The sequence below is a fragment of the Pararhizobium antarcticum genome (assembly GCF_001885585.1).
Lineage (GTDB): Bacteria > Pseudomonadota > Alphaproteobacteria > Rhizobiales > Rhizobiaceae > Pararhizobium > Pararhizobium antarcticum.
The window spans coordinates 18969-39677 of sequence record NZ_LSRP01000088.1 but is presented as its reverse complement, the minus strand read 5'-3'; the positions used below and the strand labels follow the sequence as shown (position 1 = coordinate 39677).

At 59.5% G+C, this 20709-nt stretch carries 20 protein-coding genes; 2 read left to right on the top strand and 18 right to left on the bottom strand.

The window, feature by feature from the left end; translation table 11 throughout:
- Positions 1–43: 43 nt before the first annotated feature.
- Together flhB and AX760_RS13700 are read left to right on the top strand one after the other, a co-directional pair.
- On the top strand, positions 44–1120 hold the full coding sequence (gene flhB / locus AX760_RS13705) for a flagellar biosynthesis protein FlhB (protein ID WP_071833457.1): 1077 nt from the start codon (positions 44–46) through the stop codon (positions 1118–1120).
- A gap of 4 nt (positions 1121–1124) precedes the next feature.
- A complete protein-coding gene (locus AX760_RS13700; protein WP_071833456.1) occupies positions 1125–1565 on the top strand; it encodes a hypothetical protein in 441 nt (146 codons plus the stop codon).
- Positions 1566–1618: 53 nt separating this feature from the next.
- Here the strand turns inward: AX760_RS13700 and visR are convergent, their stop codons facing one another.
- The 18 genes from visR to AX760_RS13610 all read right to left on the bottom strand — a co-directional run bounded on the left by visR (position 1619) and on the right by AX760_RS13610 (position 20640).
- Positions 1619–2365, bottom strand: a complete 747-nt coding sequence (gene visR, locus AX760_RS13695) for a transcriptional regulator VisR (protein WP_071833455.1) — start codon at positions 2363–2365, stop codon at positions 1619–1621.
- A gap of 11 nt (positions 2366–2376) precedes the next feature.
- Positions 2377–3117, bottom strand: coding sequence for a transcriptional regulator VisN (visN, locus tag AX760_RS13690; RefSeq protein ID WP_071833454.1), 741 nt, complete (start codon positions 3115–3117; stop codon positions 2377–2379).
- An 860-nt stretch (positions 3118–3977) separates the two neighbouring features.
- Positions 3978–5669, bottom strand: coding sequence for a flagellar basal-body MS-ring/collar protein FliF (gene fliF, locus AX760_RS13685; RefSeq protein WP_071833453.1), 1692 nt, complete (start codon positions 5667–5669; stop codon positions 3978–3980).
- Between the two features lie 341 nt (positions 5670–6010).
- Positions 6011–6403, bottom strand: a complete 393-nt coding sequence (gene cheT, locus AX760_RS13680) for a chemotaxis protein CheT (RefSeq protein ID WP_071833452.1) — start codon at positions 6401–6403, stop codon at positions 6011–6013.
- 119 nt (positions 6404–6522) lie between these two features.
- On the bottom strand, positions 6523–7077 hold the full coding sequence (gene cheD, locus AX760_RS13675) for a chemoreceptor glutamine deamidase CheD (protein WP_071833451.1): 555 nt from the start codon (positions 7075–7077) through the stop codon (positions 6523–6525).
- A complete protein-coding gene (locus AX760_RS13670) occupies positions 7074–7463 on the bottom strand; it encodes a response regulator (RefSeq protein ID WP_037156526.1) in 390 nt (129 codons plus the stop codon). Before AX760_RS13670 ends, cheD begins: the two co-directional genes overlap by 4 nt.
- Positions 7464–8528 (bottom strand): protein-glutamate methylesterase/protein-glutamine glutaminase, encoded by a 1065-nt coding sequence (locus tag AX760_RS13665; RefSeq protein ID WP_071833450.1) that lies wholly within the window; start codon positions 8526–8528, stop codon positions 7464–7466. It abuts the gene before it with no gap.
- Complete coding sequence (locus AX760_RS13660; protein ID WP_071833449.1) at positions 8525–9430, bottom strand: protein-glutamate O-methyltransferase; 906 nt, start codon at positions 9428–9430, stop codon at positions 8525–8527. Before AX760_RS13660 ends, AX760_RS13665 begins: the two co-directional genes overlap by 4 nt.
- Positions 9427–9894 carry a chemotaxis protein CheW gene (locus tag AX760_RS13655; RefSeq protein ID WP_071833448.1) on the bottom strand — a complete coding sequence of 156 codons (468 nt, stop codon included), beginning with the start codon at positions 9892–9894 and terminating at the stop codon, positions 9427–9429. The genes AX760_RS13660 and AX760_RS13655 overlap by 4 nt, the downstream gene beginning before the upstream one ends.
- A gap of 5 nt (positions 9895–9899) precedes the next feature.
- On the bottom strand, positions 9900–12185 hold the full coding sequence (locus tag AX760_RS13650) for a chemotaxis protein CheA (protein ID WP_071833447.1): 2286 nt from the start codon (positions 12183–12185) through the stop codon (positions 9900–9902).
- Between the two features lie 17 nt (positions 12186–12202).
- A complete protein-coding gene (gene cheY1, locus AX760_RS13645; protein WP_056329642.1) occupies positions 12203–12568 on the bottom strand; it encodes a chemotaxis response regulator CheY1 in 366 nt (121 codons plus the stop codon).
- Between the two features lies 1 nt (position 12569).
- Positions 12570–12863: an STAS domain-containing protein gene (locus AX760_RS13640; RefSeq protein WP_071833446.1), complete on the bottom strand. Its 294-nt coding sequence runs from the start codon at positions 12861–12863 to the stop codon at positions 12570–12572.
- Positions 12864–12997: 134 nt separating this feature from the next.
- On the bottom strand, positions 12998–14578 hold the full coding sequence (locus AX760_RS13635; protein WP_087149250.1) for a globin-coupled sensor protein: 1581 nt from the start codon (positions 14576–14578) through the stop codon (positions 12998–13000).
- 878 nt (positions 14579–15456) lie between these two features.
- Complete coding sequence (locus AX760_RS13630) at positions 15457–16818, bottom strand: FGGY-family carbohydrate kinase (protein ID WP_071833444.1); 1362 nt, start codon at positions 16816–16818, stop codon at positions 15457–15459.
- A gap of 4 nt (positions 16819–16822) precedes the next feature.
- Positions 16823–17137, bottom strand: coding sequence for an L-rhamnose mutarotase (gene rhaM, locus AX760_RS13625; protein ID WP_071833443.1), 315 nt, complete (start codon positions 17135–17137; stop codon positions 16823–16825).
- Positions 17138–17147: 10 nt separating this feature from the next.
- Positions 17148–18152 carry an ABC transporter permease gene (locus AX760_RS13620; protein WP_071833442.1) on the bottom strand — a complete coding sequence of 335 codons (1005 nt, stop codon included), beginning with the start codon at positions 18150–18152 and terminating at the stop codon, positions 17148–17150.
- Entirely contained in the window at positions 18152–19132 is a 981-nt protein-coding gene (locus tag AX760_RS13615; protein WP_071833441.1) for an ABC transporter permease, read from the bottom strand. The genes AX760_RS13620 and AX760_RS13615 overlap by 1 nt, the downstream gene beginning before the upstream one ends.
- Positions 19129–20640 (bottom strand): sugar ABC transporter ATP-binding protein, encoded by a 1512-nt coding sequence (locus AX760_RS13610; protein ID WP_071833440.1) that lies wholly within the window; start codon positions 20638–20640, stop codon positions 19129–19131. The genes AX760_RS13615 and AX760_RS13610 overlap by 4 nt, the downstream gene beginning before the upstream one ends.
- Positions 20641–20709: the final 69 nt, after the last annotated feature.

Here is a 20709-nt window from a genome sequence, read left to right as displayed (position 1 = left end):
GTCGCGCACGCGCTGCGGCGCTGCACGAGGGTTCGTCGATCCAATGTCTGAAGACCAGGACAAAGACAGTAAAACCGAACTGCCATCGGAGAAAAAAATCGCCGATGCGGCCGAGAAAGGCAATGTGCCGTTCTCGCGCGAAGTGACAATGTTCGCCTCCACCATCGCGATCTATATCTTCTTCGTGTTTTTCATGCCGAGTGGCTTCACCACGCTTGCCGAGGCGCTCAAGGACATTTTCGAACAGCCGGAGGCTTGGCGCATCGAAACATCCACGGATGTCGTGGCCTTGGTGACCCACATCTTCTGGTCGGCCAGCGCATTGATGATACCGGTCTTTGCGCTGCTCATGATATTCGGCCTTGGCTCCTCCGTCCTGCAGAACCTGCCTTCGCCCGTTCTCGACCGGATCGCGCCGAAGATAAGCCGGATTTCCCCGATCGGGGGCCTGAAGCGGGTCTATGGTCCCCAGGGCCTTGTCGAATTCGGCAAGTCGTTGTTCAAGATCATCATCGTCTCGATCATCATCGTGCTGGTGCTGAAGAATGACTACTACAGTTCGCTCGAATCGATGTTTTCCGATCCGCTGACGATCTTTGCCACCCTGTCCGGCGATCTCCACCAGATCATGATCGTCATCCTCTTCGCCACGGCGACGATCGCCATCGTCGATTTCTTCTGGACCCGCCACCACTGGTACACCGAGCTGCGCATGACAAAGCAGGAGGTGAAGGAAGAATTGAAGCAATCGCAGGGTGACCCGATCATCAAGGCGCGCCTGCGTTCGATTGCCAGGGATCGTGCGCGCCGGCGGATGATTTCTTCCGTCCCGCGTGCAACGCTTGTTATCGCCAACCCGACCCACTTTGCTGTCGCCTTGCGTTACGTGAAGGAGGAGGGAGACGCGCCACAGGTGGTGGCCAAGGGGCAGGATCTCGTTGCGTTGAAAATTCGCGAGCTTGCGGAGAAACACGGCATTCCGGTTTTTGAGGATCCGCCCCTCGCGCGCTCAATGTTTGCGCAAGTCTCGGTGGATAGTGTGATTCCACCGGTGTTCTACAAGGCAGTCGCCGAACTGATTCACCGGGTTTATGCAACGCAGCCGAAACGGATCACGTAAGTCGATGAAAAAATGCCAGTATTCCGAACAGCGCGAAAAAATTGTAGCCGAAGCCATCCGACCGGTCGCCACGGAATTGCGCCTGATCGACGCGGCCGATTTCATTGCGCTTTTGCGCTTTGAATCGCATGGTAGCCTGGCCGATCTCGTTGCATCGGCCGCAGAACTGTATTTCCTTCCGGGCACGGTGAATTTCGGCATCGGCGGCAACTACAATCTCGACTGGGATACCAAGCCGGAAATCGTGCTTGATCTCGAACTCAAGCCTGATGGTGTCACTGTCTATGCCCAGCTGGCACTCGGCAAGGACACTGCCGGACTGGAAATCAATCATATCGCCTTCCAGAGCCCGTCCAGCGATCCGGACGAGAACACCGCATTTCTCGCCAAAAGCCTGAATGCAGCGAAGTTCGTCACGTCCTATCCCACGGCAATGGCGAGCTGAACGCCACCGTCATCCGCACGAACTGTCCCATCCCAACGATCAGAGACCGGATATCAGCTGATATAGCCAAGGCGGATCGCCTTGGCGATCGCCTGAATGCGGTTAACGGAATCGAGCTTTGTCGTTGCTACGCCAAGATAGGCATTCACCGTATGAACCGACAGCCCCATTTTTTCGGCAATCTCTTCGCTGATATAGCCATCGCCGGCCATCTGCAGGCAGGCGATTTCGCGATCGCTGAGGGATTCGGAAGGGAGAACGCGGCGCTCGTCAGAGCCGAGGATGTCGATCATGATCTGGCAGCTGCGCCCATGCAGGTCGATGATGACAGCGCTGCTGAGGTCGATATAGCTGCCCATGAACATGACATAGCCATTGCCCTGAGCACCGAGACGAACCGGAAAGGCAATACCGGAAAATGGCAGGAAACGGCCTTTGAGCCGATGGGTGAAGCGCGCGAAGTCCGAGGTTTCGGCCGCCTGGTGTTCGCCGGAGCCATTCCAGAGCAGAGGCAGAAGCGACGCATCGAGATGCGCGAGCATCTGGTCGCTGTAGGAAGAGACCAGATCATGCGCGGTGGCCTCCGAACCCGTGCCCCAGTTGTCGAGCACGCAGGTCAATTTGCGCGACGCCGGCAGACCACTGCCGTTCAGGCGCAGCACGGCAAAGTGCTTGGCGTTGATCTGCTTCTGCATGGCCTGCAGGCGCGCGACAAGCGTGGAAGCCCGCGACACTCTCACCTGGCGTCCTGCCTTGCCGTCTTCATAGGCCCGCGTATTGGGCGGCAGGATATGCGTCATGATCGTCGCTCCTAGACCAGGTTGTTTCGAACAGCGTAGGCAATGGCCTCGGAGCGTGTCTTCGTGGCTGTCTTGCGCATAACACTGGTGATGTAGTTGTTGATGGTGTTGCGCGAGATGCCCAGGATCATGGCGATTTCGTCGCTTGTCTTGCCTTCGGCGATCCAAAAGAGACATTCAAGTTCGCGTTCCGTCAGTTCGAAATCGCGGTCGCTGCGGACACTGCGATCATTGGCGAAGCTGGCGAAATAGCCCGTCAGAATCCCGACATCCCGGACGCTTTCCTGGGACAGGATGACATCCTGCGGAAACAGCAGCATCAGCGACAGGCGGACGCGACCGACGTTGAAGGTGATCGAGCAATATTCGCGGCTGATGCCACGGCTGATATCCACATCGTCAGGCAACGACATGAAGCAGGGTTGCAGCACCGAAAGGCACTTTTCCAGTTCGTTCGTCTTCGAGTGCAGGCCGGACATGACCTTGGCCAACCGCTTGACGACATCGAATGGCCAGTCAGAGCAGATGACGAAATCGAGACCCTCGTCCTGCGACAAGTCATAGCGGGCCAGGAGATAATGCGTGGCGCCGACATATTCGGTCAGGGCAGCAAGCCCCTTGCCGAGATTCCCGCGCTCGGCGAATTCGCCAAGCCTGCGGATCAACTGCTCGCGCGTCGATACCCGGCCAACAGCACGCACCGTCGCCGTCGACCCCGCCCAGGTCGCACTTTCAGCCTGCAGAACATCCATAATCTTGCCCCTCGTTATGGACTCGCCCGTCCTGCTCGAAGCGCCTTCGCCGCCGCCGCCGACAGCTTTCCCCGGGCATTCCGCCACCCGGACCAGACGCAAATCAGTACGCGAATCACTACATAAAATGTACATCGCGCCCTGCAAAAAACTACTGCCATCTTCTCGGGATTTACTTTTAGAAATATCCGTGAAACGATTCGAGACGCTTTGATTCAAGCGCTCGTCAAAACAGCGTGTAAAACAGAATATGGCTTTCAAAATCCTGTTTTTATTAGCTATTCATTAACTTGATGGAAAATGGAAACAACGCGCCAATACGGATTTCACGGCGAAAATGCCAATTTTTGCAAAATTCCAGAGCAAAAAACGAATCAATGCGGAGTCCACCGACACCTCGCAGACTCTGATTTTCTTATTTGAATTTTTGGATGTGGCGAAATTGCATCAACTAGCGCGTCAGTTGAAATACGGCTGAGCTCATAGAGTTAAAGCTTAGCGTAGAATTATTGCTGAAGTAATATTCAAACTATAGTTTCCCGCGGAATCATCGTCCGTTTTTGGCAGAGTCTTGCAAAATTTTCGGGAAACAAAACCGCCTCACACCGGCGCGAATTTAACGTTTTGTTAAATATAACGAATCGCCTTGGCGAATTTGTCGCGGTGCCGGTTCGGCACGATTCTTGTCACACGCGCTGCGGGACTCCGCATACCCGGAATGGGGTGATGTTTATACCAAGCAACAGGGTAGCCATCCCTTGGACCAGACCCAACGGCGCAACCAGGCCGGACAAAAAAAGTCCCGGCAGAACCGGGACTTTGAAGCCTTGAAAAATGATGGTGTCGGCCCTGGCCTTGCCTCAGGCTGCCCGCTCGGCAGCCCATTTGCGGAGGATCTTGGCGGTGCGCTCTTCGCTGATCTCCACCATGCGTGCCAGACGCCGCTCCGGGCCTTCCTTGACGCGGCGATTGAAACCACCGTCGCTTTCGCTGTCGTCGCCAAGGCTGAGCAGGTCGTCCGTGCTGTCGAAGCCGAAATCCGAACCGAAGCCTTCCATGAGCGCCCCACCCGTCGCACCCGGCGATGGCGAGAAGTCCGGAAGTTCGAGGCCGGCGCCATCGGCATCGGCCAGTGCCGTGCTTCCGCCGCCCAGGCCAACGGAGCGGGCCAGCGGACGAAGACCCATCCAGACGACCAGGAAGGCGACCGCGACGAAGGCAAGCGCGTTGATAATGCCACCGAGATTGCGGGTCAGCGTTTCCATGATACCGGGACCGGCAATCGCTTCGTTGAGGAGTTCGGTGTTGACGAAGTCCATGGCGGTCAGCGTGATCATGTCACCCCGCGCCGGATCGAGCCCGACGGCCGAAGCGACGATCTTCTGCATTTCCGCAATATAGGCGTCGATTTTCGCCTGGTCGGGATTTTCGCCGACCATTGCTGCGATACGACCCCGATTGACGACCACGGCGACGGAGAGCTTTTCGAGCGTATAGCTGCTCTTCACCGTGGCGACGGTCTTCGAGTTGATCTCGTAGTTGGTCTGCTCTTCCTTCTTTTCCGTCTGGTCGTTCGACTGCGGACCGCTGGCACCGCCGGTCGGTGCCGCCTGCGGCACGTTCTGCTGCACGGTCGCGGCATTGTCGGCCTGCTGCTGGCTCGACTTCTGCTCTTCCTTGGTGACGCGTGTCGACCGTTCGACACGCGATTCCGGATCGAAAACCGTTTCCTGGATCTGCTGCGTATCGGTGTTGAGCTGCGCCGTGACGCTGGAGCGGAAGTTGTCCATACCGAGGAAAGGAGCAAGCGCCTTGTCGATGTTGCTCTCGATTTCCTTCTGGACGTTTTGGATGATGCTGAGCGACTGGTTCATGGCGCTGCTGGCCGGATCATCGCCGGAGGCGAGAAGCTGGCCGGACGAATCGAGAATGGTCACGTCGTCAACGTTGAGACCGGGAACCGAGGACGCGACGAGGTGGCGGATCGAGGACGCGGCATTGCGTCCGACACTGGCGCTCGCACGGATCATCACCGAGGCTGTCGGGGTCTGCTCCGCCTTGCGGAAGGAGCCACGGTCGGCCATGACGATATGGACGCGGGCAGCCTGGATGCCGGAGATCTGCTGGATGGTCCGGCCGATTTCGCCTTCCAGTGCACGAACGCGCGTCACCTCCTGCATGAAGGAGGTGAGACCCAGGGAGCCGACATTGTCGAAGAGTTCATAACCGGCATTGGCACTGTTGGGCAGGCCGCGTTCGGCAAGATAGAGCCGGGCCTTGCCCGTCATGCCAACCGGCACCTGCAGGCTGCTGCCATCGGCGCCAACATCGAAATCGATATTGGCCTCTGCCAGAGCCACGCTGATCTGGTTGAGATCGCTGCCTTCAAGGTTGACATAGAGGGTCTCGTAAGCCGGCTTGTTGACGTAGATGCCGGCACCGAGCACGATCCCCACCGCGATGACCCCGGCAGAAATGAGGGCAATGAGTTTGCCCTGGCCGAGACTGGTCAAATTTTTCATGACCGTCGAAAGTTGATCCAACAGATTCATTCTGTTTCCGCACCCAGTGGCGCATATTTCAGTCGAGTAACATCACTCGATAGAACAATCATGCGCAGATCCAAACAATCGGGTTTGCTGGTCGATGATTTGGCGCAGTCGGCCTAATGCAAATCACGCGCAAATCTACCAGCCCCAGTCAGGACCCTAGAAGACGAAACTTGTGCGAACTTGTCTTGGATGCCGGTTTTCGACGGCGGTGCAAAAAGCATGGGCCGGTTCAGGATCCCGCACGCGACGCTGCGGTGCCGGGACGAAACATGCTGCATCTCAAACAAAACCGGCCGCCAATGTGGCAGCCGGATGGATTGAAACCTTGTGAAAAGGGCTGTCTAGAACGCTTCGAAGTCGCCTGCCGCTTCCGTCAGCGGCTGGGAATGGCCATGACGCAGCATTCCGTTGCCGAGCGATTTCTGCATATCGGCAAGTTTCACCAGATTGAGTGCCGTCGTGACATCAACCATCCAGGACAACGGGATCGCCGCCGTGACCGTGTCGATGAACTCGGCGAGGCCGCGCGTTTTCTGGACGGCAAGATCTATGCCCTGCAGCAGTTTCATCCGGTCGGCGCTGTCGAGCATCGCGTCGCCGTCGATGTCGTTCAGCATCGGCTCGATCCGCTCGATCAGATAGGCCACGTCGTAAAGTTCCGAAACGACGCGCATCATCACTTCCGGAAGCGCTTCGTCAACGTGAGGCATATGGCTCTTGGTTTCGGTCTGCATTACTCTTCCTCACGATGATAACAACTGCCGTCCGGGTCTTTCCGCTTCGGACGGCCTGCCTTCGAACTCCTGTCGGTTCCGTTTGCCGTGTGCCGCGCCGAAGCGCGGCATCGCTTGGACTAGAAGAACTCGATCGTATTTTCGACAGGCCTCGAAACAGGAGCCGGACGCTGCTCGAGTGCAACCGTCTTCTGCGTTTCGACACCGGTCAGCGCATACTGGCGCGCCCGACCGCTGAGCGGCCAGTATTCCAGTTTGCGTCCGTGTTCTCCGCCGGTGCTTTCACCGACGATCTGGATACGCTCGTCCATCAAGAACTGCCGCGCGAACAGCGCATTCTGTTCCCCGACATTGGAAAACCGCGCAATCGTCTTTGCGCCGCCGAAGATCTTGGCTTCGAGCCTTTCACGACGTGCTCCCTTTTTCAGGAGGCCGTTGATCAGCAATTCCATCAGATGAACGCCATAGCGTGTTGCGTCGCCGCCAGAAGCCATCGCTTCCGCCGAACCCGGCAGAAGAAAGTGGTTCATGCCACCAACACCCGCGACCGGGTCGCGCATACATGCCGACACGCAGGATCCCAAGATGGTCGAGAGCACCACATCCGGATCACTGACTACCTTGAATTCACCCTGAATGACGTGCAGGCGTTTGACCGCGGCCTCCTGGATCATTTCAGCGCCCCAAACACAGCCTCGATCGCTGCCTTCATCTTTTCAATGGTGAACGGCTTGGCGAGTACGTTGTTGGCACCAAGTGCTGCAGCCTTGGTGACCAGTGCGCGATCTCCCTGTGCCGTCAGCATGATGAACGCCGCCTTCTTCGTCGCCGGATTGTTGCGAACAGCGGCCAGAAGGCCGAGCCCGTCCATCTTGGGCATGTTGAAGTCGGAGATCACCAGATGGTGCGGCTGCTGGGCCATGATCTTGGCCCCCTGCTCACCGTCGCCGGCAACCGTGATCTGCTTGAAACCGAGCTGTTGCAAGGCATCACCCAGCAGCAGGCGGCTCGTTACCTGATCGTCTACGATCAGAACCTTGATTTTTTCCGCTAGGGACATTTATTCGTTTCCTTCTCTTCGGGCAGCGGCGCTTTTCAATACTTCTTCCCCGATTGAGTTGAGGGGTAGTTGTGTTTCGACGGCTCCCAGTTCATGGGCGACCCTCGGCATTCCATACACCACGCAGGTTTTTTCATTCTGACCGAATGTTCGAGCGCCCGCGTGACGCATTTTCAAGAGGCCGGATGCGCCATCACGGCCCATTCCGGTTAGTATCACGCCGATCGCATTGCGACCGGCGAGTTCGGCAACGGAGTCGAACAGAACATCGACCGAGGGTCGGTGGCCGTTGACGGGTTCACGGTCCAGCAGACGGCAGGACGGTGATGTCGGGTTGACAACCTGCAGGTGGCGTTCGCCACCGGGCGCCAGGTAAACTTTGCCGATCTCGAGCCGCGCGCCATCGGTCGCCTCTGACACCGTCGGTGCGCAGAGGCGGTTGAGACGTTCCGCGAAGCTCTTGGTGAACGTGTGCGGCATATGCTGCGTGATCACCGTCGGCGGGCAATTCGCCGGGAATTTCTGCAAGACGGCAATGAGGGCCTCGACGCCGCCGGTGGAGGCGCCGATCGCGATAATCTTGCGGCCGGCGCGGTAGTCAACGGAGGCGTTGGCATTGGCATTGGCGGGGCTCGGCGCTGCAACCTTGTTGCCGGTGATGATGAACTTGCGCTGCGAGCGTGCAGCCGCCTTCACCTTGTCGGCAAGGTCGCCGAACGGACGCGGATCACCCGGAAGGGGCTTTCCGACGCAGTCGAAAGCACCGATTTCAAGGGCCGAGATCGTTGCTTCTGCACCTTTGTGCGTCAGCGTCGACACCATGATCACCGGCATCGGCCGAAGGCGCATGATCTTGTCCAGAAATTCCAGACCATTCATGTTCGGCATCTCGATATCGAGCGTGACGACGTCCGGATCCAGTTCCTTGATCGCCTGGCGCGCCTGCATGGCGTCGGCCGCCTGGCCAACGACATTGACGTCCGGGTCCGCGTTCAGGATCGCCGTGATCAGTCCGCGCATGGTTGCGCTGTCGTCGACAACGAGAACGCGTGCTGGCGTGGTCATGAGCGTCCCCCCTGTGGTTTGCCGTTCAGGCGGTAAGTGGTGATCCCGATATTGTCGAAGACCGATTTCGCGTCGCCCGAGACCCGCTCGGAATGACCGATGTAGAGATGGCCCTTCGGGTTCAACATGCCGGCAAAGCGCGACCAGATCTTCATCTGTGTCGGCTCGTCGAAATAGATGACGACGTTGCGGCAGAAAATCACGTCGAACTGGCCCTTGAACGGCCATTGCGCCATCAGGTTCAATTCGTTGAAGGTGATCAGGCGCTTGACCCGGTCATCGACCTGCCATTTCTGACGGCCACCGACTTCGGTCTCCGCAAACCACTGCTTGCGCATCGCCGGACTGACGGTTTCGAGCGCCGTCGCGTCATAGGCACCCGCCTTGGCAAGCGCCAGGATCTTCGGATCGATGTCGGTCGCAAGAATGCGGAAATCGAGATCCGCAACGTTCGGCATCATCGACAGGACGGTCAGCGCGATCGAATAGGGCTCCTGCCCGTCCGAGCAGGCAGCCGACCAGATGCGCACCCGTCCGCCGTTCTTGGCACGCGCCAGAAGCTCGGGCAGGACATCCGACTTCAGATGTTCGAAATGGTGGTTCTCGCGGAAGAACCTGGTGAAGTTGGTGGTCAGATGCGACAGCATGTCCCGCCGCGCCGCAGCCCCAGCCGGCGAAGAAACCAGCGAGCAATATTCCCGGAAGCCCTTCAGTCCCAGCGTGCGGATATGCTTGGAAAGCCGCGAATAGACGAGCGAGGCTTTGGATTCGTTGAGAAAGATCCCGGCATCCGCATAGATCATCGCAGCAACCTCCATCAGGTCGCGGCGTGTCAGCGGATATTCGCCGCTCGCCAGACACTCGTCCGGGGATAGTTTGCTGTCAAAGGCTGGCATGCTCATGCGGCTTCACTTTCGGAGTGAGGAAAGACAGCATCCAGTTCGATAAGACAGATCATCCGCCCCTCGATCGCCAGGATGCCACGTGCAAAGGTTCTTTCGAATTCCGACGATACGTCCGGTGTCGGCTGTATGTTTTCGTCCTTGATCGTCAGGATGTCGGAGACTGCCTCGACCAGAAGCCCGACCACCCTGTTTCTCGCTTGCGTCACAATAATGACGTGTCTGACTGTCGGTTCCGCCGGCTTCATTCCAAGACGGGCCGACATGTCGATGATCGGCAAGACGGCGCCACGAAGATTGAGGACGCCCAGCACGTAGGAGGGTGCATGGGGCATCGGCGTGACGGGCGTCCAGCCGCGGATTTCACGGACCGACATGACGTTGACGCAGAATTCCTGGTCACCGATGCGGAAAGCAATGAGCTCCCGGCCGCCATGAGTCAGATTTTGTGCGAGATCCGTCATCGTCATTATCCAGCCGCGGCAAGCGACGCTTCGAGTTGCAGGGAATGGCCGCGCGACGCCGAGACGACGGAGTCTACGTCCAGGATGAGAGCGACACGACCGTCACCGAGAATGGTGGCGGCGGCAATGCCGGGCACGTGCGTGTAGTTTGCCTCGAGGCTCTTGATGACGACCTGGCGCTGTCCCTGGATGGCATCGACCATCAGGGCGCGCTGGCCGCCGCCTTCGGATTCCACCAGAAGGGCCACACCTTCGACCGGATTGGCCTGTGTCGAGCGGAAATTCAGGATCCGGCCGACATCGACGAGCGGGCAGAAGGAATTGCGGATCGAGATCAGGCGCTGGGTGGCGCCGAACGAATGGATCGCTGCGGCTTCCGGCTGCAAGGTCTCGACGATGGCGGTCAACGGAACCACCAGCGTCTGGCCAGCCACCGTCACCACCATGCCGTCAAGCACGGCAAGGGTCAGCGGCAGGCTCATTGTGAAGGTCGAGCCATGACCGGGCTTGGAGGAGATGTTGATACGACCGCCGAGTGCCTGGATCGAACGCTTGACCACGTCCATGCCGACGCCGCGGCCGGAAAGGTCGGAGACCTTGTCGGCGGTGGAGAAGCCGGCGTGGAAAATCAGATTGTCGATTTCCTCGTCCGAAAGATTGGCGTCGGCCGTGATCAGGTCGTTGTCGATCGCCTTCTGGCGGACCTTTGTGCGGTTGATGCCAGCGCCGTCATCGGAAAGTTCGATGACGATGCGGCCGGAGCGATGCTTGGCGGTCAGCTTGACCGTGCCTTCAGCGCTCTTGCCGGCAGCGAGTCGCTTTTCGGGCATTTCCAGGCCATGGTCGACCGCATTGCGAATCATGTGCGTCAGCGGCTCGGCCAGCTTGTCGATGACCGTCTTGTCGACCTCGGTGTTTTCACCCTCGGTGACCAGACGAACCGATTTGCCGGTGATGTCAGCGATTTCGCGGACGGTGCGGGCCATGCGCTGGAAGACCGGCTTGACCGGCTGCGCACGGATGGCCATGACCGAATCCTGGATCTCGCGGGTGAGCTGCTGCAGCTCTTCGAGGCCCATATTGATCGACGACGTGCCGTTGTTGTCGTTCTCGATAACGCTCTGCGACAACATCGCCTGGTTGATGACAAGCTCGCCGACGAGGTTGATGAGGCGGTCGACGCGATCGAGATCGACGCGGATTGTCGGAGCGACGGCCGAGGAAGCCTGCTGGGCATTGTTCTGGGCGGCAGCTGCAGCCGCGTTCTTTGCACTTTCGCTGGCAGCACGGGATGCGTTGCCGGCCATCTGAAGCACGTTGCTGGCTGTTTCAGCGGCAGCGACGGCTTCGTCGCGCTGAGCCGATGCCAGATTCTCCTGCTCTTCCGCCATGGCGGCAGAAGCGTCACCCTCGTCGTCAAGGGCCGACAGGTCGAAGGGGACCGGCTGCATGGGCAGGTCGCTGGCGACAACCGCACTTTCGTCTCCGACTTCCGACACTTCCAGATCGCAATCCCACTCGGCGAATTCGAAGACCGAACGAACAGCGTCCTCGCCCTTGTCGGTCTTGATCGAGATCTTCCACCAGAAATAGGCAGCTTCCGGATCCAGCTCTTCAAGCGGCGGCAGGTTGCTCATGTCGCAATGAATGCTCATTTCTCCAAGGCGCGAGAGATCACGCAGGAGAAGGGTCGCTTCATTGCCCTTTGTATAGAGATCGGACTTCGGCTTGAAGACGACTTCATAGGTCGGCTGATCGGCGGAGTCGGATTCGTCGCCACCGAACTCGTCGAAGGAGAAGGCAACGGGCATAAAGCCCTGGTCATTTGCGGCCGGGGCCGCTGCCACCGGAGCGGCCGGCTTTGCAGCGGGGACCGGTGCGGGTGCAGCCGATGCCGTCGGCAAGGGCGAACCATTGGCCAGGGCCTCGAGTTCGCGGATCAGCTGCTTCGAGCGGGCCTGATCGACACTGCCGCCATCTCGGGCGACATTGGTCAGGTCGGCCAGAACGTCGGCCGATTTCAGCATGACCTTCAGGACTTCCTGGTTCGGTTCCAGCTTATTGGAACGAACGCAATCAAGTGTCGTCTCGAACACGTGGGCGAAGGAGACAAGATCATCAAGGCCGAAGGCGCCGGCACCACCCTTGATGGAGTGGACCGCTCGGAATACCGCATTCACCGTTTCCGGGTCACGGTCTCCGTCGTTGAGCCTCAGGAGACCCGATTCCAGTTCAGCGAGTTGCTCCTCGCACTCCTGGAAGAAAATCTCTTTGATTTCGTTCATATCCATTGGGTGAAATCCTGGCGTTAAGCGGTTACACGCTCGATTGCATCGATCAGTTTCGTCGGATCGAACGGCTTGACGATCCAGCCTGTTGCGCCTGCCTGGCGGGCGCGGTTCTTCTTCTCTGCATCGCTTTCGGTCGTCAGAACGAGGATTGGGATGGCGCGGAACTTTTCATTCCGGCGAACGCCCTCGATGAAACCGAAGCCATCGAGGCGCGGCATGTTGATGTCGGTGACGATGACGTCGGGATTGGCATCCTCGAGCACTTCGAGGCCTTCAATGCCGTCCTCGGCCTGGATCGTTTCGAAACCGGCATTGTTCAGCGTCACGAGAAGCATATTACGTATTGTGCGGCTGTCGTCGACCGTCAGTACTTTTTTCTTCATTTCAAATCTCCTTGGCCATCAGATGGTCGATATTGACCCCGATGAGCTGCGTCGTTTTCGTGAAAGCGTCCGACACCTTGGTGAAAGTGAAAGACTTTTTATCCTCTTCCCAGCTCCTGGCTCCGGCCATCAGAACCTGAAGGCAGAGTGCACCGACCCGCTCGACGGCGGAAGCATCGACGACGAGACTGTTGCCGCGCAGTGCCACCAGCTTTCCACGCAGCGCGCTTGCCTCGTTAAGATCGAGGATTGGCGGGAGACTTAAACTTTTGTGAGCGGCCTTCTTGCTTGCCATCCCTATCTTCCTTGTCTGCCTGGGAGTAATTTGCACTGATTGTCGATAACGGCGTCCGTTCGAGAGCGGCCACCGGCGCGCCCCGGAGGATAACCGGGCGATGTCTGAATGCTGTGCTTGTGGCGGCTCTGCATCTAGCGCCCCCACCCGGCTAGGCTGGCCTGGAGGCCAAAACCATCGTCTTCGGAACCGAACGAAAGATCTTCCGCTTCAGCACGCCGCGACAAAATCGCGACGCTTGCCTGTTGAACGCGTGCAACCGGAACGGCGGTCGTGGACTGACGCTGGACACGGAACTGGCGGATCGTCTGGCCCAGCTCGAGAATGACGGTCTGAAGATCGTCGCACGTACCATGGGCCTCGCCGGCTTGCGCCGCGACGGAACCGATCTCGGCACCGATGCGACCGACATCTGACGTCGCCGCCTGAAGGCCGGTGACCTGATCTGCAGTTTCCGCTGCAATGCCCGAAATTGCCGCGTTGATGCCGCGAACCTGCTCGACGATGCTTTCGATCGCATCCTGCGTGCGGCCGACCATCTCGACCCCGGCCTCGACCTGCGACTTGGTGGTGGTGACCAGCTGCTTGATTTCGCGTGCCGCATCGCCGGAGCGCTGCGCCAGCGCACGCACTTCCTGGGCAACGACGGCAAACCCGCGGCCGCTCTCGCCGGCGCGGGCCGCCTCGATGCCGGCGTTCAGCGCCAGAAGATTGGTCTGGAATGCGATTTCGTCGATCACACCGATGATCTGGCCGATTTTCTCGGCAGAGGTTTCAATGTCGGCCATGGCGGAGATGGCCTGGCCGGCAACCTCGCCGCTGCGTTCAACCGACTGGCGGGTGGCGGTTGCAGTCTTCTCCGCGTCCCGTGTCTGGGCCGCGCTGCTGCGCACCCGGGCGACGATATCGCCCAGCGTCCGGGTTGTTTCGCCCAGAGCGTCCGACTGGATCTGCGTCGTTTGCGCGAGGCGCTGCGTGCGCGCGCCAAGATCATCGCTGGAGGTTTCGATTGTTGCTGTGCGCTCCGCGATGGAAAGCAGGTTGCGCTCCAGGTTGTCGAGCGCGCCGTCAAGCCGGCGGGCAAGCGGCTGGTAACTTTCCGGCACATCGACCGGTGTGCGGATGGAAAAATTTGCATCCGCCAAGCCATCGATGACGGCCTCGAACACCGCGTTGGCTTCGGCTTCTCCGGCCTTGCGCTGCTCGATCAGCTGGCGCTGGTGGGCATGGCGCTGTTCGTTGAACCGCAGCGAGACAGCGATTTCGGTATCGACAAAAACCGTACGCACCAGTGCGGCGACAAGTTCGGTCAGTTCGCCCTTGCGCGACTTGCCGAGCGGCAGCACGGATTTCGGCCAGAATTCCTCGATCATTGCACAGAGCAACCGCTCCAGGACAACGGCATGGCCGGCGATCTGCCAGCGCGGATCGAGACCCATCTTGCTTTCGGCATCGGACAGGAGCTTGACGCGTTCGGCATAGAGGCTGTCGAATCGTGCATCGGTCAGCACATTCCAGTGCGACGACTGCAGGTCGTGAAGACGCTCGATCTGGCGATCGCTGGTAAAGTGACGGGCGGCATCGGGAAATGTCTGGAGGCGCTGGAAGAGATCGCGGAGCGCCAGATCAACCTGGGGCCCTAGCGCCTGGCGATGCCGGCGGATGACGTCGGTCTGGCCATCATCGAGACCAGCAAAGCGCAATCGCTCAAGCAGACTGCCTGCCTGGGCCTTTCGCGACTGATCTGATGACGTATCGTGCCTCAACGCTGTTCCCCGGTTCAGCGCATGATCCTGAAAAGTGATTGTGCTTTTCAGACGGGATCATGCGTAAATTCCATGTCTAGCGCCGATCCCTGCATTCGAGCGGAATGCTGCCGGCGCTGCTGCACTGTCGAATTGGCTGGAAATCCGGCCCGTCGGAGACGGTTGCGTCTTCGGACACGGCCTCAAGTCGATCGACTCAAGGACATGGCCTCACGCGATCTGGTTTCCCAAGTCCACTCGTGAAGATCGTCATACCGGACCAAACCCGGTTCGACTGTGCGGCATCATGCCTTGTCGGGAACATCGGAACGTTCGCATTCCGAGGTGTACGACCATGTTTATGGTTAATTCCTTGCTTGAAGGTTAACGGTTGAAGGTCCGTATATGCTTTTGCTAAAATTAACCCCGTCGAGCCGCATTTGCCGCCGAGAACCTGCAATCAGGCAAGCCTTTCCATGGAAAACAACAGGTTCTCAATGGTAAGACTTGGGAATTGAAGTTTCCGGCCCGGCGCGCTACTTCCTTTTCTATTCTGCTTGAGGTCAGCCATGCGCAAGCATGGCGCGCCAGTGTAAAGCGGCATCATGATGATGACGTAAGAAGGGAATGGACAATGATTGTTCTTGGATTGTGCGCCATACTGACCGCCACCCTGACACTGGCTGCCGTCTCCATGCTTCTCAACATCGAAGACGAAAACAAGGTTGCGAGATCCCGCATTTTCTAATGCCTGCCGGGTGCTTCTACTGAGCCCTTAGCAGTCAATCTTGCGTCCGAACCCGGGTTGTTCGTAAAAACCTGCGGATCTTTCTTGTCACGGACGGAACTTAATCGGCGGCAACACGCCATGCCTGCGCATAGACGCGGTATTCGACTGGTATCTCTTCAGCAAACGCGACGGATTGCACCTTTGCCCGTGTCGGGTCGGCAAGGCAGGCTGCACCCAGGCTGGTCCCGGTGGCGCTCTGGCCGCCGGTCAGGACCGGTCGTCCTGTCGCAGCCGCCAGCATGCGGAGATAGCTGATATTTCCAGCAAACGGCCCCTCAACGACAATCTCGCCCCGTGCGCCGATCAGATCGAGGCTTGTCGCCGTCATCAGCGCCAGGTGAAACGACACGACGGCATACCGTTCTGCCGGTCCAAGGCTGGTCTCATCGCAGGTCCAGCGGGCTTTCGCCTGCGGATAAGGCCCGGATCCTTCCGGAACCGAAGGCAAAAGCATGCAGCGGCGGCGGACAATATCGGCTTCGACCGCGATCGAGGCGGCGGTGACGGGCTCCGGCATCAAGGTCGCGAAGGCCCGACCGCCCATGAAGCGGGCCGACGGCACCGGGTCCCCGAGAGCATTGACATTGATCAACGTGTCACGGGCTTCGTCGAGTGCCACTTTTTCGGCGCCGACCGCCATGATCACCACCCAGGTCCCCGTCGAAACAACGGCGAAGGGCGATGGTCGCGACAGCACATGCGGCAGAAGCGAGGCATTGGAATCATGGATTCCACAATATACCGGCAATCCGGCCGGCAGACCGGCTTGCTGCGCGACGGCCGGCAGCAGCCCGCCAAGCACATCGCTTGCCTTGCGCACCGGGGCAAACAGCGGCCGCCAGCCGCGCGCGTCGACCAGCGTCGAGTAATCGGCTTTATAGGGGTTCCAGAGATCGGTGTGGCAACCGAGCGAGGTCAGTTCGTTGGCCAGCACACCGCTTAACCGGTAGGACCAGTATTGCGCATAGGTGAGAATGCTGTCGACCTGGGCAAACGCCTCCGGAAAGGTCTGTTCCTGCCAGTAAATCTGCGCCCCGATATTGAGCCCCATCGGCAGGCGGGCAGCACCGGTTTCCGCAAAGGGCGGACGGATCGCGTCATAGGCCTTTGCCAGACTGTCCGGCCCGCCAAACTCGTAATCGAGGAGGGGCAAGGCGAGCGCGCCGTTCCTGTCGAGCAGAACCGCCGTTGCGCCATGGGTGGTGACCGAGATGGCATCGATCGGTATCTCCGCATGGAGTTCGCCCAGGCTGTCGAGAATGAAGCGCCAGAGCGTTTCAACGTCAAAATGCGGATAGATACCGTTCGACGTGACGCCATTGGCCGTCTTGCGAACGGCAATTTCGGCAAAGCTATCCAGATCCACCAATGCGACCTTGGCATTCGTCTTGCCGATATCGATGACGGCGATGGTTTTCATGAACTTACGCCATGTGAAAGACGGTGGTGAGCGGTACTGCGACTGGCTCGTTATCGGCTTTTGTTTCCATGATATCCGCCATGTGGGCCCACCATTTCTGTATCACAGGATGTTTGGGCAGGTCGGCCATGGTGTGATCATCGGTGCGCCAGAGAACGCCAAACAGCAGATTGGTCTCCTCGTCCAGATGGATGGAGTAGTCGGACACGCCGGCGGATGTCAGCAGCGCCGACAATTCAGGCCAGATGGCATCGTGCCGTGCCTTGTACTCTTCTGCCAAGCCCGGCTTGAGGCGCATGCGGAACGCGTATTTTTCCATGATCGGATCCTTATTGCGCCATGCGCCGGCGGGCGCGCGACCAGAGGATCGGCAGCGCGATGACCGAGATCAGAAGTGCGCCGATGAAGATCGACATGACGATGCCGGGCACGTTCAGAAGACCGAAGCCGAAAGTCACCATGCCCATGATGAAAGCGGCCAGAACGACGCCGGGGATCGTGCCGGAGCCGCCAAGGATGCTGACACCACCAAGCACGACCATGGTGACGACCTCGAGCTCGACGCCGAGCGCGATCGACGGACGGGTCGAGCCCAGCCGCGAGGTGAGGCAGATCGAGGCGATGCCGGCCATCAGCCCTGTCAGCAGAAAGAGGATGAACTTGACGCGACCGACGCGCACGCCGGAAAACAGCGCCGCCGTCTGGTTGTTGCCGATGGCATAGACGGTACGGCCGAAATTGGTCTTGTGCAGGAGAACGCCAAAGACCACGGCGCAAACCGCAAACAGGGCCAGTTCGAACGAGAACACCCACCAGACATAACCCTGGCCGAAGAAGGCGAAGCTCTCGGGATAACCGGTATAGGCCTTGTCGCCGAGAATGATGAAGGACAGGCCGCGAAACAGGCTCATCGTGCCGATGGTGACGACGATCGACGGCAGGCCGAGCCCGGTGATCAGGAGGCCGTTGACCATGCCGCAGAACAGGCCGGTGCCGAGGCCGACAAGCACCAGAACAGGCGTATCGGCGCCCATGGTCACGGCAAGGCCCATGGCCGTCGAGGACAGTGCAATGATCGAGGCCACAGACAGGTCGATCTCGCCGGAGATGATGACAAGCGCCATGGCAAAGGCGATCAGCGCCTTTTCCGTGAAGTTGAAGGTGGCGTCGGACAGGTTCCACGGATCGAGGAAATAGGGCGACGCAAAGGAATTGAGGGCGAAGATCAGGATCGCCACGACCAGAAGAAGGCTTTCCCAGCTTTTCAACATGCGGCTGGAGCGACTCTGCAGGCGATCAGGGATGAGCCGGGGTGAAAGATGCTGCTCTGCCATCAGACCGCCTCCGCTTTCTTCAGAATGACACGGCCCTTGCGGCTTTCCGTGCGGGCGTTGACGGCGACAGCGATGATGATCACCGTACCCGAAATCGCCAGTTGCGCAAAAGGCGAGATGTTGATGACCGGCAGGGCATTCTTGATGACGCCCAGGAACAGGCTGCCGAGCACGGCGCCGCCGACCGAGCCGATGCCGCCGGCGATGGAAATGCCGCCGATGACGCAGGCGGCGATGATGTCGAGCTCGAAACCGGCAGCAATATCAACATAGGCCACCGCATAGCGCGAGACCCAGAGATAACCGGCCAGACCGGCAAGCGCGCCTGACAGGCAATAGGCGAGGAAGCGGGTGCGGCCGACGTCGATGCCGGTATAGACTGCCGCATGCGGATTGCCGCCGACGGCAAAGAAGGCACGGCCGATCGGCGTCCGGGTCATCAGAAGGTAGACGGCGATGATGGCCATAACGGAGAGCCAGGACAGGACCGCGAAACCCGCGAACGACGCCCGCGGCAGCGCCTTGAAGGCATCGCTCATCTGGTGGGCGTTGATCCAGGCACCGTTGCTCAGGAGAAAGATGCTGCCGCGGAAGATGGTGAGGGTGCCAAGCGTGACGACAATCGGCGGGATGTCGAGCTTCCAGACGAGCAGGCCGTTGATCGAGCCAAGCACGGCGCCCAGACCGACGACCGCCAGAATGAGAAGCGGGATCGGCACGCCCGGGAAGGCGGCATTGATCATCGCCGCGACAATGCCAGACAGCGCCAGGTTGGCGGCCATCGACAGGTCGATACAGCGCGTCAGGATCACCGCCATCTGACCAAGTGCCAGGATGATCAGGATCGACGTGTCATTGTAGACACGCGCCAGATTGGCCGGCTCGACAAAACCCGGAAAGCGCAGCGCGATCAGGAAGACCAGGGCGATGATTGCAAAAACCAGCAGGATTTCGCGATTTTTCAACAGCTTTGCCATTATGCGGCCCCGCCTTCGACTTGCGTTGCAATACCGGCAGCGGCCCGGACCAGTTTTTCCGCGGTCAGTTCAGCGCGCTCGAAACGGCCGGCGATGCGGCCCTCGCGCATGACGATGACGCGGTCGGCCATGCCCATGATCTCGGGGATTTCCGAGGAGACCATGATGACACTCAGCCCCTGCCCGGCCAGTTCGCTCATGAAGGCATGCACGGCCGCCTTGGAGCCGATATCGATGCCCTTTGTCGGCTCGTCGAGAATGATGACCTTCGGCTGCGTCGCCAGCCATTTGGCGATCACGACCTTCTGCTGGTTGCCGCCCGACAGGGTGCCGACGTCCTGATCGAGCGATGCAGCACGAAGATCGAGGCGCTGGGTATATTCGCGCGCCAGCGCAAATTCATTGGCCAATTTCAGGAAGCCCGAGCGTGAGGTCCGGTTCAGCGACGGGAGTGTGACGTTCTGGAAGATCGGCAGGCCAATGATCGCACCTTGCCGGCCGCGTTCCTCCGGCACGTAGACGATACCGTTGGCAATCGCTTCCGAAGGGCTGCGGATGACGAGGACCTTGCCGTCGAGCTTCACGGCACCGGCAGACGGCCGGGTGATGCCGATCAGCGACTGCATGAACTCGGAGCGGCCGGCCCCGATCAAGCCATAGAAGCCCAAAATCTCGCCGCGGCGCAGTTCGAAATTGATGTCCTCGAATTCGGTCGGATGGCGATAGCCCGACACGGTCAGCACAGGCTCGCCGATCGCGACATCGACTTTGGGGAAAACCTGACCGACATCGCGGCCGACCATCATCTTCACCAGTTGATCCTGATCAACATCGGCTATCAGCCCCGCCCCCACCATGCCGCCATCGCGGAACACGGTGTAGCGATCGGCAATGCGGAAGATCTCGTCGAACTTGTGGCTGATGAACAGGATCGCCTTGCCGTCGGCCTTCAGGCGGTCAATCAGTTCGTAGAGCTCGTGGATTTCCTTGTGCGACAGAGCGGCAGTCGGCTCGTCCATGATGACGACGCTGGCGTCGATCGACAGCGCGCGGGCAATGGCGACCATGTGCTTGTTGGCAATGCCGAGGTCACGCAGCCGGATGGTCGGATCGATGTCGGCGCCGACACGACGCAGGAGGTCGCGGGCATTGCCGTTGAGCGTCTTCCAGTCGATCAGACCGAAGCGATTGCGCGGCGCGTGGCCCAGAAAGATGTTTTCGGCGACCGAGAGTTCATCGAACAGCACGGTCTCCTGATGGATGGCCGTGACGCCGTGTTGGGATGCCGCCATGGCCGTCGGAAATTGGGTCTCGACCCCGTCGACACGGATCGTTCCGCCGTCCGGCTGATAGATTCCGGTGAGGATCTTGACGAGCGTCGACTTTCCCGCGCCGTTTTCACCGATCAAGGCGGTGACGGAGCCCGGATATAGCGACAGCGAGACGTCGGACAATGCCTTCACGCCCGGGAAGGACTTGGAGATGCCCTCCAGCGCAATGGCGGGTTTCATCCGCAATGGGGTCGTTTCCTGCAGCAAGGGTTGGTCCACCGGTATGATTGAGTTTGAAATGCAATGACC